Consider the following 12152-nt stretch of genomic DNA (forward strand, 5'->3'; position numbering starts at 1 on the left):
GGGCTGTGAGCATCAGCTCACAGCCCGAACGACGCGGGGTGACGCTCCGACCGACTTCAGCGGAGGAGGGTGACGCCGTGGACTAACCCAGCGGGTTCAGCAGCTGCGCGTCGTTCTCGAAGGCGAACAGGAGCAGGTCCGTCATCGTGAACTTGCCCTTCTGGTGGGCCGGGAGGCTCGGGTGCCAGCCCGGGTGCTTCACGATCGACCTCCGGCTGCCCTCCATCGCGCGGTGGAAGACCTCGGCGACGAGCGTGCCGCCGACGCCGGTGAGGCTGCCGGGGTGCGCCTCGTTCACCTCGGCCTCGCGCAGGACGTAGAACCACAGCGGGGTGTGCTCCACGAGCTGCGCGCGCTCGGTGTCGGACAGGCCCTCCAGGACGGCGCCGCCGTTGCCCCGGAGGATCTGGTCCTCCGTCAGCGGCTTGAAGCCCATCTGGGCGGCCAGTTGCGGACCGGTGGCCAGCTCGACCATCGCGGCCCGCGTGAGGTTGCGGAACGCGAGGTTGCGCTGGATCGGCGGCGGCTCCGGGAGCCCTCGGCCACCGAAGGTGCCGAGCGGCAGCGTGGCCAGCGGGTCGACGAGCAGGGTGTCGAGCCGCTTGGCGACGTTGAACTCGGCCTCGGGCACGACCAGGTCGTCGCGTCCCGCCTCACCGAAGTCGAACAGCCTGCGGAAGTCGGCGATCCAGTTGCTCGGCAGCCGCAGGCCCACCCCCGAGTTCGGGTCGTCCAGTTCGCCGTCCGGGTTGAGGTTGCCCGCCGTGCCGCTGAACCGGAACAACAGGTCCAGCGAGGCGATCGGGCCGGGTCCGCCCGCGCGGAACACGGTGTTCCACTGGTAGGCCCCGCGGACCATGCTGTGCCCGAGCCGGTAGGCGGCTATGGAGAACTCGATGGGCATCGTCGGCAGGTCGCCGGGACGGCCGTACCCCGGCACCTCGAAGTGCCGGCGCCCGCGGGTGAAGACCCGCTCGACGATGTCCGGGTCGACGATGCGCGGCAGGAAGTCCGTGCGCAGCATCCACTGGTAGTGCTTGACGACGATGTCCCGGGCCGCCTCGAACAGCCGGTGCTCGGGCACTCCCCGCTCGGCGAGCTGGTCGACGACGCGGTTGTGGAAGCGGATGAAGGCCAGGTGGAGCTGGCCGACCGCCAGGTTCTCGTCGTTGCGCGCGTCCGGGATGAGCGGGGCGCGCTTGTCCGCCTGGGTGCCACCGGCCGCCTCGCCGGCCCTCGGCAGGTCGAAGCCCTCCTGGTCGATGTTGGCGGGCGGGAAGTCGGGCGGGAACCCCACGCCGAGCGTCGTGCCCATCTTCAGGCGGCCGTCCGGCTCGTAGAAGCGGGCGCTGCCGGCGTGCTTCGGGCCGAGCCCGTAGAGCGAGTCGAGGTCGAGTGCGGGGCTGCGCCCCTGCACCAGGTCCTCGACCGGGACCGGCTCACCCAGCCCCACCTGGGTGCGGTCCAGTGTCAGATCGTGGTCGACGAACTGCCCGAGGTACGTGAACCCCGCCGGTATCGCCGTCCCGGGCTCCCCCGAGTCGGGGTCGCCGCCGCCGGTGCCCGTGGTCATGGCTTCGGCGAGCTTGCCCCGCAGTGTCTCGTCGAGCTGGACTCCCTTCTCCCCGAACCTGGAGAAGCGGAAGGCCATCTGCTGCTCGGTCGCGCTCGGTACGCGCGCGACCGCGTCCCCCTTCTCGAACTCCAGGATCCGACCCTCGTTGACGACGTAGTAGGTCTCGCGATGGTGTCGATGCACCATGTGTATCCCCGTTCTGTCCCCCGCACCCCACGAACGGTCACAACCGGATTTATCGGTTCCTTCCGGGCCTACCGGCCCCCACCGGACGCAGAGTGATCTTTTCGGATGAACCTCTGATTACCGACAACGTGTCGCGTACGAGGAGGGGTTCCCGACTCCGGACATCTACGCACATCAACGTAGAAAGAGTCGCGCACGACCGGTTGTACCGAGACTGGTCGCACCGGGGCAAGTCGCGCCCAGCCCTCGTCACACGTCGACGAGCTCGGGCCGGTGTTCGTCGTCGTAGGACGCGCGCGACTCGGCGATGTAGACACGGTTGCGCTCCGCCCACTCCGTGAGCGACAGCAAGGTGCAGTGCAACTCCCGGGCGGGCTCCGTGAGTTCGTATTCGACCTTGGGCGGGACCGTCGGATGGACGGTGCGCGTGACGAGGCCGTCGCGTTCGAGGTTGCGCAGAGTCAGAGTGAGCATGCGGCGGCTGATGCCCTCGACGCCGCGCTCCAACTCGGTGAAGCGGATGGGGCCGTGGGCGGCGGCCACGATGATCTGAACGCTCCATTTGCCGGTCACCCTGTCAAGAACTTCCTTGACCGGACAGGCCTCCGCGTTCACGACCTGCGAGGTAACACCAGTGTTCCTCTGGGACATTGAAGTTCCTCCTTATGCCGGACCTCCATCGTTATCCACGATGTCCCCCGTTACAAGTCGTGCACCTTTGGAGAACTCGGAGGCAGTGCAGCCATGTCGTCCTCGACCACGTCACCGGCGTCGGCGCCGGTGCAGAGCCCGGCGCAGCGAACGTACTCCCGTTGGGCGGCCCTCGTCGTGCTGTGCGCGGGGGCCCTGATGACGATCCTGGACGGCAACATCGTCACTGTGGCGATGCCCGCGATCCAGCGTGACCTCGGGTTCTCGGGGCCGGGGCTGGCCTGGGTGGTGAACGCGTATCTCATCCCGTTCGGCGGGCTCCTTCTGCTGGTCGGCCGACTGGGCGATCTGGTCGGCCGGAAGCGGATGTTCACCGCCGGGCTCGCGGTGTTCACAGTGGCGTCGGTGCTGTGCGGGGTGGCCACCAGCCAGGAGGTGCTGGTCGTCGCGCGGGCCCTGCAGGGGGTGGGCGGCGCGATGACCTCCGCGGTGGTCCTCGGCATGCTGGTCGCGCTGTTCCCCGAGCCGCGTGAACAGGCCCGTGCCATCGCGGTGTTCAGCGCGGTCGGTGCGGCGGGCGGCGCGCTCGGCACGTTCCTCGGCGGAGCGCTGACCCAAGCCCTGAACTGGCACTGGATCTTCCTCATCAACCTCCCTGTCGGCGTCGTGGCCCTCGTGGCCGCACTGCGGATCCTCGCCCCCGACCGATCCGCCGACAGCGGCACCGGCCCGGGCGAGGGCGCCGACTACCTCGGCGCGGCGCTCATCACCGGCGCGCTGATGCTCACGGTGTACGTCATCGTCGGCGCCGGCGAACGCGGCACCGGCGGGACGCTCGCCCTGGCCGCCGTGGCGGTGGCCCTCTTCGCCGCCTTCACCGCCCGCCAGGCACGGGCCGCCCGCCCCCTGCTCCGTCTCCGGCTGTTCCGCTCCCGCGTGCTGACCGGCGCGAACGCCGTCCAGATCCTGATGATCGCGGGCATGTACGGCTTCCAGTACATCGGCGCGCTTTACCTGCAACGCGTGCTGGGCTACGGCGAGTTGCTGACCGGCACGGCGTTCCTGCCGGCCCCGGTCGTCATCGGGATCCTGATGCTGGGCCTGTCCGCGCGAACCATCGCCCGCTTCGGCGCGTACCGCGTGCTGCTCGCCGGGCTCGTCCTCATCACCGCCGGGACGGCGCTGCTGACCCGGGCCCCGGCCGACGGCTCCTACGCCGTCGACTTCCTGCCCGCGATGCTCCTGCTGGCCCTCGGTTTCGCCGCCGCGATGCCCGCCGTCACCGGTCTGGCCATGTCGGACGCCCGCGAGGAGGACGCCGGCCTCGCCTCCGGCCTCTTCAACACCACCCAGGTCGTGGGCGGCTCCCTCGGCCTGGCGATCCTGACGACCCTGGCGGCCGCCCGCACGGACGACCTGCTCGCGGGCGGCCGCTCCCTCGTCCCGGCCACCGCGGACGGCTACCGCCTCGCGTTCACCGTGGCCACGGGGGTCACGGCAGCGGCCCTGGTCCTGGCGGCCGGGGTGCTCCGGCCGGGTCGGGTGCGAACGGACGCGAATGGCAGCGGGGCCCGGCCGCGGGCGACTCAGGCCGAGGCGAACGCCCCGCGATGATCCTCCGCCCACTCCCGATACGTCCGGGCCCGCCGCCCAGCCCTGCCAGGCGTTCGCGCGCGTCTGAAATACGGATGCGTCATGCGCACCCCGGAAGCCATCCTCGCGGCATGACACAACGCAGGATCAGGCCGAGCCTGTACATCTCCGTCGACGTCGAGGCCGACGGGCCGATCCCCGGGCCGTATTCCATGCTCAGCTTCGACGCGGCCGTCGCGGGCAGGCAGGATGCGGACGGTTTCACGGCGGCCGATCCGGAGGAGCGCACCTTCTACCGCGAACTGCGGCCGATCAGCGAGGAGTTCGTGCCGGAGGCGCTGGCCGTGAGCGGGCTCGACAGGGCGAAGCTGATGAAGGAGGGTGCCGTACCGGAGGCCGCGCTCAGGGAGTTCGGTCGCTGGGTGCGGCAGGTGAGTGGCGACGCGCAGCCCGTGATGTGCGGGTACCCGGCGTCGTACGACTGGACGTTCCTGTACTGGTATCTGATCCGCTTCACCGGCGAGAGCCCCTTCGGGCACTCCGGGTGTCTGGACATGAAGACGCTGTACGCCACGAAGGCCGGGGTACCGCTGCGGTCGGTCGCCAAGAGGGCCATGCCCCAGCACCTCCTCTCCCGTCGCCGACACACCCTCCCCCATCACCCTCGACGACGCCATCGAGCAGACGGAGCTGCTGGCGAACCTGATGGCCTGGGACGGAAGCGGGGAATGATAGGAACCATGGAATGATCACGCGAGCAGGGAACGGTCGGGCGGAGGACAGTCGTTCACGCCAGGTTCTCCCCCTTGTGACCGCGTGTCTGCGCACGAGTGAGGTTTGGGCGGGTAATCCTCCCAGGGCGTACCCCCACCCTCCCTCCGGAGATACCATGCCGCTCGCCCGCCGTGCCCTGCTCGCCGCCCTCGCCGCCAGTTCGGCGGTCGCCTGCTCCTCGGCCCGCGCGACCCCCACGGACGACGCGCCCCGGGCGGACAAGCCGAGGGCCGGGGCGGCATCGGCGGCGGCGCGGCGGCTGTTGCCGGAGCACTGGCGGCAGATCACGTTCGTCGAAGGGAAGGAGCGGGGCACCTTCCGGGTCGCGGGCCGCGCCGGCCGTATCACCGTGACCGGCGACACACCGGCCACCCAGCTCACCGGGCTCAACTGGTACCTGCGGCACATCGCGTACGCCGAGATCAACTGGGCCGGCGAGCAGACGAACCTCCTCCCGCGCGACCTCCCGGGCCTCGACGGCACCGTCACCCGCCGCGCGAACGTCCCCCACCGCTTCGCCCTCAACGACACCAACGACGGCTACACGGGCGCGTACCTGGACTGGTCGTACTGGGAGCGCGAGCTGGACGTCCTGGCCCTGCACGGCTACAACGAGATCCTCGTCTACACGGGCGCGGACGCGCTCTACCACCGGGTCTTCCAGGAGTTCGGGTACGGGGAGGAGGAGCTGCGGAAGTGGATCCCGGGCCCGGCCCACCAGCCGTGGTGGCTGCTGCAGAACATGTCGGCACATCCGGAGTTCCCCTCCCCCGTCTCCCGGCAGTTGCTGGACGCCCGCGCCGCGCTTGGGCGCCGTATCGCCGATCGGGTGCGCGAGCTGGGCATGACGCCGGTGCTCCCGGGCTATTTCGGTACGGTTCCGCCCGGTTTCACCCAGCGCAATCCGGGGGTGCGTACCGTGCCGCAGGGCGACTGGATGGGCTTCGCGCGCCCCGACTGGCTGGATCCGCGCACGGACCGGTTCGCCCGGGTGGCGGCGGCCTTCTACCGGGTGCAGGACGAGATGTTCGGCGGCGCGTCGACCCTGTACAAGATGGACCTGCTGCACGAGGGCGGCGACCCGGGTGACGTGCCCGTCGCCGACGCGGCGAAGGGCGTCGAGCGGGCGCTCCAGCGGGCCCACCCGGGCGCCACCTGGGTGATCCTCGGCTGGCAGCACAACCCCCCGCGCGCGATCGTCGACGCCGTCGACAAGAAGCACATGCTCGTCGTCGACGGCCTCTCCGACCGCTTCCCCACGGTCACCGACCGCGAGGCCGACTGGAACGACACCCCGTACGCCTTCGGCTCGATCTGGAACTTCGGCGGCCACACCACGCTCGGGGCCAACACCCCCGACTGGGCGGAGCTGTACGAGAAGTGGCGCACCAAGGCCGGCAGCAAGCTGCACGGCATCGCGCTGATGCCGGAGGCCGCCGACAACAACCCGGCAGCCTTCGCCCTATTCTCCGAACTGGCCTGGCGCGAGGGCGAGTTGGACCTCAAGGCGTGGTTCGCCGAGTGGGCGCACGCCCGGTACGGCGCCCGTGACGCGCACGCCGAGGCCGCCTGGGACATCCTGCGCCGCACCGCGTACGGCACCACCCGCGCCGACCGCTGGAGCGAAGGCGCCGACGGCCTCTTCGCCGCCCGGCCCGCACTGGACGTCGTACGGGCGGGACGCTGGTCGCCGAAGCAACTCCGGTACAGCGCTGCGTCTTTCGAGCCCGCGCTCGGTGAACTGCTAGGCGTACGCGCGGAGTTGCGGAAGTCGTCCGCGTATCGCCGGGATCTTCTCGACGTGGCCCGCCAGGCCCTCGCCAACCGCAGCCGTGTACTGCTGCCGCAGCTCAAGAAGGCGTATGACGCCCGCGACACCGCCCGATTCGACGAGCTGACCGGGACCTGGCTGTCCCTGATGGATCTGCTCGACCGGCTGATGGCCACCGACTCCCGTCATCTGCTGGGGCGTTGGGTGGCCGATGCGCGGTCCTGGGGGGCGGGCGCCGCCGAGCGCGAGCGGTTGGCGTACGACAATCTCTCGCTGCTGACCGTGTGGGGGACGCGCGAGGGCACGGACGCGGGGCTGCGGGACTACGCCAACCGGGAGTGGGCGGGGCTGGTGGGCGGGCTGTACCGGCTGCGCTGGTCGACGTACTTCGAGGAGCTGCGCGCCGCGCTGAGCGCGGGCCGGGCGCCCAAGGCCATCGACTGGTTCGCCCTTGAGGACCGCTGGACGCGGAACCCGGGGCAGCTCGCGACCGAGCCGGTCGGGGACACGTACGCGGTCGCCGCACAGGTTCGGGACCGGCTCAAAGCGCTCTCCTGACCTGTCACAGCCCACTGCCACGGCACCCTCACGCCGTTCCAAGTCGATCACGCGACCCTCAACCACCCCCTTCGGATCGCCCACTTGGAGAAGACACGTGCCGCTGCTGCCCGCCAAAGCCGCATCCCGCCGTCTACTGCTGACCACCCTCGGCGCCTCTCTGCTCGCCGTCCCCGCCCTGGTGGACCAGGCGGCGGACACGGCGACCACCACCACCGCGAGCACCGGGCTCGACGACGCGGCGAAGAAGGACATCGCCATGCGGCTGGTGTCCAGCGCGGAGAACTCCTCGCTGAGCTGGGAGGAGCAGTACACCTACATCGAGGACATCGGCGACGGCCGCGGCTACACCGGCGGCATACTCGCACGAGGGGCTGGACCCCGGTTACCCGGCCGCCTGACGCAAGGCCGCCCGTACCGCCTCCTTCCGCAAGGCCCAGCGCGACGAACGGGACCGTGTCCACTTCGACCCGGCGGTCACGCGCGCCAAGAAGGACGACCTCGGCACCCTCGGCCAGTTCGAGTACCCGCGGTGCGGAGCACGACCGCATCACTCCGTAATGGGTCTGGTACCCCCAGCGCACAGTCGGGGGCGACAGCCAAGTCCCCAACAACCCGGGCGAGTCCCGTACTTGCTCCGGCGGCCGGAAGGGTCGTCGTCGGACAGGCATGGCCTGTCAAACTCTCCGGAGCGATCCAGGGGAGAATCTCCCGGGTTCGTCCGGGAGAGAACTTCAATACGACGCGATGGTGATGCACGGCGTCGGCATCGAGTGATCGACCGTTTTCCGGGGCGCACATGAGCGTACGCCCCGGATACGGCCGTCATCGACCCGCTGCTCCGGGCCCACGGCTCCCGACCGAGTACCGCCCCCCTCGGCCGGAGTTCATATGGGCCCCGCTCAGTCACCGGCGGCGATCCGCGCCAGCCGCCGGGCCTCTTCCCGTGTGGAGCGGGCGATCGCGTCCTCGTCGGCGTGCAGCAGGCGGTTGTTCTCGACGATCTGCCGGCCGTTCACGAAGGAGGCGGTGACGGGGGCTGCCGCGCCGAAGACGAGGGCGGTCACCGGGTCGGCGATGGAGGCGTGGGCGAGGGTGTCGAGCTTCCAGAGCACCAGGTCGGCGAGCTTGCCCGGCTCCAGGGAGCCGATCTCGCCTGCCCGGCCCAGGACCTGGGCACCGCCGTAGGTGCCGAGGCGCAGCGCCTGGCAGGCGTTGAGGGCCGCTTCGCGGTGGGCGCCGAGGCGGTTGATGAGGAGCGCGTTGCGCAACTCGGTGTGGAGTTCGCCCGACTCGTTCGACGCGGTGCCGTCGACGCCGAGGCCGACCGGGACGCCGGCCGCCAGCATGTCCGGGACGCGGGCGATACCGGCCGCCAGGCGGGCGTTGGAGGACGGGCAGTGGGCGACCCCCGTCCTCGTACGGGCGAAGGCGTCGATGTCGGAGTCGTTCATGTGGACGCAGTGCGCCATCCACACGTCCTCGCCGAGCCAGCCGGTCGACTCGAAGTAGTCGGTCGGGCCCATGCCGAACAGCTCGTGGCAGAACTTCTCCTCCTCAACCGTCTCCGAGCCGTGGGTGTGCAGACGTACGCCGAGGCGGCGGGCCAACCCAGCGCCCTCACACATGAGTTCGGTGGAGACGGAGAACGGGGAGCAGGGGGCCACGGCCACCTGGGTCATCGCGTCGAAGGAGGCGTCGTGGTGTTCGCGGACGGTCGCCTCGGTGGCGGCGAGCGCGCCGTCGAGGGTCTCGACGGCGAAGTCCGGCGGCAGACCGCCGTCCTTCTCGCTGCGGTCCATGGAGCCGCGGGCGAGGGTGAAGCGGACGCCCATCTCGCGCGCCGCCCGGATGATCGAGCCCGACAGGTCGCCGGAACCCTTCGGGAAGACGTAGTGATGGTCCATGGCGGTCGTCACGCCACCGCGGGCCATCATGCCGAGCGAGCCCTGGGCCGCCGCGTACGTCATGCGCTCGTCGATGCGCGCCCAGGTCGGGTAGAGCGCGACGAGCCAGTTGAAGAGGTTGTGGTCCGTGGCGAGGCCGCGGGTGATCCACTGGTAGAAGTGGTGGTGGGTGTTGACCAGGCCGGGGGTCACCAGGTGACCGGTCGCGTCGATGCGGCGTACGACGTCAGTCAGCCCCTCGGGGGCCTTGCCTTCGCCAACCGACTCGATGATGTTGTCCGCCACGACCACGTGACCCGACGTGTACTCGGTGTCCTTCGCGTCCACGGTCGCGATCGCCGCGTTCTCGATGACGATGCGCTGGGTTGCTGCCATGGGGTTCGTCCTTCAGAGGTCTTCAGAGGTTGGTGAGGTCCGCCGGGATCTTCGCTTCGCACCCGTCCCGCAGGACGGTGGCCTCGATCAGGCCGTAGGGGCGGTCGGCGGCGAAGTACACCTCGTTGTCGTTCTTCAGGCCGAACGGGGTCAGGTCCACCAGGAAGTGATGCTTGTTCGGGAGGGAGAAGCGGACCTCGTCGATCTCGCCGCTGTTGTCGATGATCCGGGCGCCCATGGCGTAGAGGGTCTGCTGGAGCGACAGCGAGTACGTCTCCGCGAACGCGGCGAGCATGTGCTTCTTCACCTGCTCGTAAGACTGGTTCCAGTCGGGCGCCGGCTGCTCTCCGTCCGTCCAGTTGAAGCGCCAGCGGCCGGAGACCTCGGTGGCGAGGATGCGGTCGTACGCCTCGGGGAGGGTCGTGTACTTGTCCTTGACGTAGCCCCAGAACTCGGAGTTGGTCGAGTTCATGACGGTGAGGTCCTTGAGGCCGGAGACGACCTCCCACGACGAGCCGTCGTACGTGATCTGGGTGAGCCGGGTCTCCTGGCCCTTGCGGACGAAGGAGTGCTCGCCCTCGCCGGAGTGCTCGATGCGCTCCCAGGCGTATTCCTCGATGCGGATGCGGGCCCGGTGGATGGGCTCCTGCGAGGTCACGAAGTGGCGGGCGAGATGAATGCCGAACTGTTCGGCGGACTCGATGCCCTTCTCCTTGGCGAAGGCGTACACCGTGTTCTTGGTGGTGTCCGTCGGCAGGACGTTGGCGTTCGAGCCGGAGAGGTGGACCTCGTCCATGTCGCCGCTCAGCGACACGGACACGTTCAGGTCCTTGATGTGGTGGGTGGCGCCGTCCCGCGTGATCTTCACGACTCGGTTCTCGGCCTTGCCGTACTGGTTCTGTCCAAGGATGGGCATGGGTGCTAGCTCCCTCGGTATACGGAGTAGCCGAACGGGTTGAGCAGCAGCGGTACGTGATAGTGCTCGCCCGGTACGACGGCGAAGGTGACCGTCACCTCCGGGAAGAACGCTCCGCTGTCGCGGTGCGCGGAGAGGTACGCCTCGGTGTCGAAGCCGAGCCGTACGTGGGTGGTCCCCTCCGGCGGCGCCGGGAGGTCCTTGCAGCGTCCGTCGGCGTCCGTGGCGGAGGTGCCGAGCTCCGCCCACCCGGCTCCTCCGTGTGCCGACAGCGAGACGGGCACGCCCTGTGCGGGGCGGCCGATGCTGGTGTCCAGGATGTGCGTGGACACGGAGGCGGTGCTGCTGGTGCTCATGCTGGTGCGTCCTGTCCGAGGAGTCGGGTGAGCCGGATGCGGTTGATCTTTCCCAGCTCGATCCGCACGATCTCGCGTTCCCGCTCGGGCGGGTTGCCGATCCGTTCCCTGAGCGCGTCGCGCATCTGCTCGCCGGAGCGGCCGGTGGCGCAGATCAGGAAGACGTGGCCGAACTTCTCCTGGTAGGCCAGGTTGAGTTCAAGCATCTCGGCCCTGAGCTCCTCGGAGGCGTCCGCCATGCCCCGCTGCTCCCGGGCCGACGCCGGATCGCCGGGCTTCGGGCGGCCGATCGGCGGGTGTGCCGCCATGGCCTCCTCCAGGTCGCCCGCGCTCAGCCAGGCCATGGCAGCGTCACTGGCGGCGAGGAGGTCGTCGACCGCGGCGTACGGCCGTCCCATGAGCAGCCTGCGCCCCCACTCCACCGAGGCGCACACCTCGCGGAGCGCCGCGACGCCCGCATGCTCCTCCAGGGCGTTGAACCGGGCAAGGCCCGGCGTCGGGAAACTCGAAGTCACGCGACCAGCTAACGCCCTACGACAACACCACGTCAACAGTTTGTTGAAAAAATCGCGGTTACGGCGACCCGCTCGGCGGCACCGGCCGCTCAGTTGTCAGTTGCCCTTGGCCGCGCTTTCCCTGTTCAGGTAGTTGTAGACGGTGAAGCGGCTGACGCCGAGCGCGCTCGCGACGGTCTCCACACCATGCCGCACCGAGAAGGCGCCGCGCGCCTCCAACATCCGTACTACCTCCTGCTTGGCCTTGCGGTCGAGGTCGGCGAGCGGCTTGCCGTGCTTGCGCTCCAGCGCGACGAGGATGTGGTCCAGCGACTCGGCGAGCTGCGGCAGCCGTACGGCGACGACCTCGGCGCCCTCCCAGGAGAGCACGACGTCGTCCGGGCCGGCCTCGTCCGGCGGCAGCATGACCCCGCCCATGGCGTCGACCAGCGGCTTGACGGCCGCGACGAAGGGGTCGTCGTCGCCGGTGCCGCTCACTCGGCACCCTCCCCGATCACATTGACCTGGAGCGAGATACGGGTGGCGCCCGACTCCAGGGTCTTGCGCAGCAGCGCGTCCACGGCGGTGAGCACGGCGTCGGCACCCCCCTCCACCGTGTTCCCGAACGGCCCGACATCCACCGCGTCCAGCTCGGCCGCCTCGACGACCTCGCGGGCCACGAGCGCGTGCGCCGGGGCCTCGTCGAGGTCGAAGGGCTCGGTCGTGAACTCCACTCTCAATCGCACGACGCGACCCTAACCGACGGAGGCATGGCCACTGACAGTCACGCGAGGATGACTTCGCACCAGACCGTCTTCGTGTACGGGTCGCCGCAGGTCGTTCCCCAGTGGGTGGACAGGGCTTCGACGAGAAGAAGGCCTCGGCCGGAGTCCGGATCGGGGGACGGCGGAGGGAGCGTGCCGGGGGTGGGTGGGCGACGGTCGGGGCGGGCGTCGGTCACTTCGATACGGAGGGCTGGGTCATCCGGGTAGAGA

At 69.9% G+C, this 12152-nt stretch carries 11 protein-coding genes and 2 pseudogenes; 4 read left to right on the forward strand and 9 right to left on the reverse strand.

Annotated features, from left to right (window positions below):
• Positions 1-82: 82 nt before the first annotated feature.
• Complete coding sequence (locus tag F3T56_RS29465; RefSeq protein ID WP_149828416.1) at positions 83-1762, reverse strand: peroxidase family protein; 1680 nt, start codon at positions 1760-1762, stop codon at positions 83-85.
• A 249-nt stretch (positions 1763-2011) separates the two neighbouring features.
• Positions 2012-2413, reverse strand: a complete 402-nt coding sequence (locus F3T56_RS29470; RefSeq protein WP_149828417.1) for a winged helix-turn-helix transcriptional regulator — start codon at positions 2411-2413, stop codon at positions 2012-2014.
• Positions 2414-2506: 93 nt separating this feature from the next.
• On the opposite strand from F3T56_RS29470, the gene F3T56_RS29475 reads away from it, so the two are divergent.
• The 4 genes and pseudogenes from F3T56_RS29475 to F3T56_RS29490 form a co-directional block, all read left to right on the forward strand.
• On the forward strand, positions 2507-4027 hold the full coding sequence (locus tag F3T56_RS29475; RefSeq protein ID WP_149828418.1) for an MFS transporter: 1521 nt from the start codon (positions 2507-2509) through the stop codon (positions 4025-4027).
• Positions 4028-4137: 110 nt separating this feature from the next.
• On the forward strand, positions 4138-4755 hold the full coding sequence (locus F3T56_RS29480) for a 3'-5' exonuclease family protein (protein WP_246204001.1): 618 nt from the start codon (positions 4138-4140) through the stop codon (positions 4753-4755).
• 140 nt (positions 4756-4895) lie between these two features.
• Positions 4896-7109, forward strand: a complete 2214-nt coding sequence (locus F3T56_RS29485) for an alpha-N-acetylglucosaminidase (RefSeq protein ID WP_149828419.1) — start codon at positions 4896-4898, stop codon at positions 7107-7109.
• 97 nt (positions 7110-7206) lie between these two features.
• Positions 7207-7636 (forward strand): annotated as a pseudogene (locus tag F3T56_RS29490) (chitosanase); the annotation flags it as partial.
• A 375-nt stretch (positions 7637-8011) separates the two neighbouring features.
• Here F3T56_RS29490 and F3T56_RS29495 read toward each other — a convergent pair.
• The 7 genes and pseudogenes from F3T56_RS29495 to F3T56_RS29525 all read right to left on the reverse strand — a co-directional run.
• The gene (locus F3T56_RS29495; protein ID WP_149828420.1) at positions 8012-9391 is read right to left on the reverse strand and encodes an 8-oxoguanine deaminase; all 1380 of its coding nucleotides are present in this window, start codon (positions 9389-9391) and stop codon (positions 8012-8014) included.
• A gap of 22 nt (positions 9392-9413) precedes the next feature.
• Complete coding sequence (pucL, locus tag F3T56_RS29500) at positions 9414-10307, reverse strand: factor-independent urate hydroxylase (RefSeq protein WP_149828421.1); 894 nt, start codon at positions 10305-10307, stop codon at positions 9414-9416.
• A 5-nt stretch (positions 10308-10312) separates the two neighbouring features.
• Complete coding sequence (gene uraH / locus F3T56_RS29505; RefSeq protein WP_149828422.1) at positions 10313-10663, reverse strand: hydroxyisourate hydrolase; 351 nt, start codon at positions 10661-10663, stop codon at positions 10313-10315.
• Positions 10660-11178 (reverse strand): 2-oxo-4-hydroxy-4-carboxy-5-ureidoimidazoline decarboxylase, encoded by a 519-nt coding sequence (uraD, locus tag F3T56_RS29510; protein ID WP_149828423.1) that lies wholly within the window; start codon positions 11176-11178, stop codon positions 10660-10662. Before uraD ends, uraH begins: the two co-directional genes overlap by 4 nt.
• A 96-nt stretch (positions 11179-11274) precedes the next feature.
• A complete protein-coding gene (locus tag F3T56_RS29515) occupies positions 11275-11655 on the reverse strand; it encodes a helix-turn-helix domain-containing protein (RefSeq protein WP_149828424.1) in 381 nt (126 codons plus the stop codon).
• Positions 11652-11903, reverse strand: coding sequence for a YkoF family thiamine-binding protein (locus F3T56_RS29520; RefSeq protein WP_149828425.1), 252 nt, complete (start codon positions 11901-11903; stop codon positions 11652-11654). Before F3T56_RS29520 ends, F3T56_RS29515 begins: the two co-directional genes overlap by 4 nt.
• A gap of 38 nt (positions 11904-11941) precedes the next feature.
• Positions 11942-12151: pseudogene (locus tag F3T56_RS29525) on the reverse strand (ATP-binding protein); the annotation flags it as partial.
• Between the last annotated feature and the right edge of the window lies 1 nt (position 12152).

The sequence above is a fragment of the Streptomyces tailanensis genome, from assembly GCF_008386495.1.
GTDB lineage: Bacteria > Actinomycetota > Actinomycetes > Streptomycetales > Streptomycetaceae > Streptomyces > Streptomyces tailanensis.

What these genes read in the sequence shown, in the direction of transcription:
- F3T56_RS29465 (WP_149828416.1), bottom strand. Translation starts at nt 1,762, where the DNA reads ATGGTGCATCGACACCATCGCGAGACCTACTACGTCGTCAACGAGGGT.
- F3T56_RS29470 (WP_149828417.1), bottom strand. Translation starts at nt 2,413, where the DNA reads ATGTCCCAGAGGAACACTGGTGTTACCTCGCAGGTCGTGAACGCGGAG.
- F3T56_RS29475 (WP_149828418.1), top strand. Translation starts at nt 2,507, where the DNA reads ATGTCGTCCTCGACCACGTCACCGGCGTCGGCGCCGGTGCAGAGCCCG.
- F3T56_RS29480 (WP_246204001.1), top strand. Translation starts at nt 4,138, where the DNA reads ATGACACAACGCAGGATCAGGCCGAGCCTGTACATCTCCGTCGACGTC.
- F3T56_RS29485 (WP_149828419.1), top strand. Translation starts at nt 4,896, where the DNA reads ATGCCGCTCGCCCGCCGTGCCCTGCTCGCCGCCCTCGCCGCCAGTTCG.
- F3T56_RS29495 (WP_149828420.1), bottom strand. Translation starts at nt 9,391, where the DNA reads ATGGCAGCAACCCAGCGCATCGTCATCGAGAACGCGGCGATCGCGACC.
- pucL (WP_149828421.1), bottom strand. Translation starts at nt 10,307, where the DNA reads ATGCCCATCCTTGGACAGAACCAGTACGGCAAGGCCGAGAACCGAGTC.
- uraH (WP_149828422.1), bottom strand. Translation starts at nt 10,663, where the DNA reads ATGAGCACCAGCAGCACCGCCTCCGTGTCCACGCACATCCTGGACACC.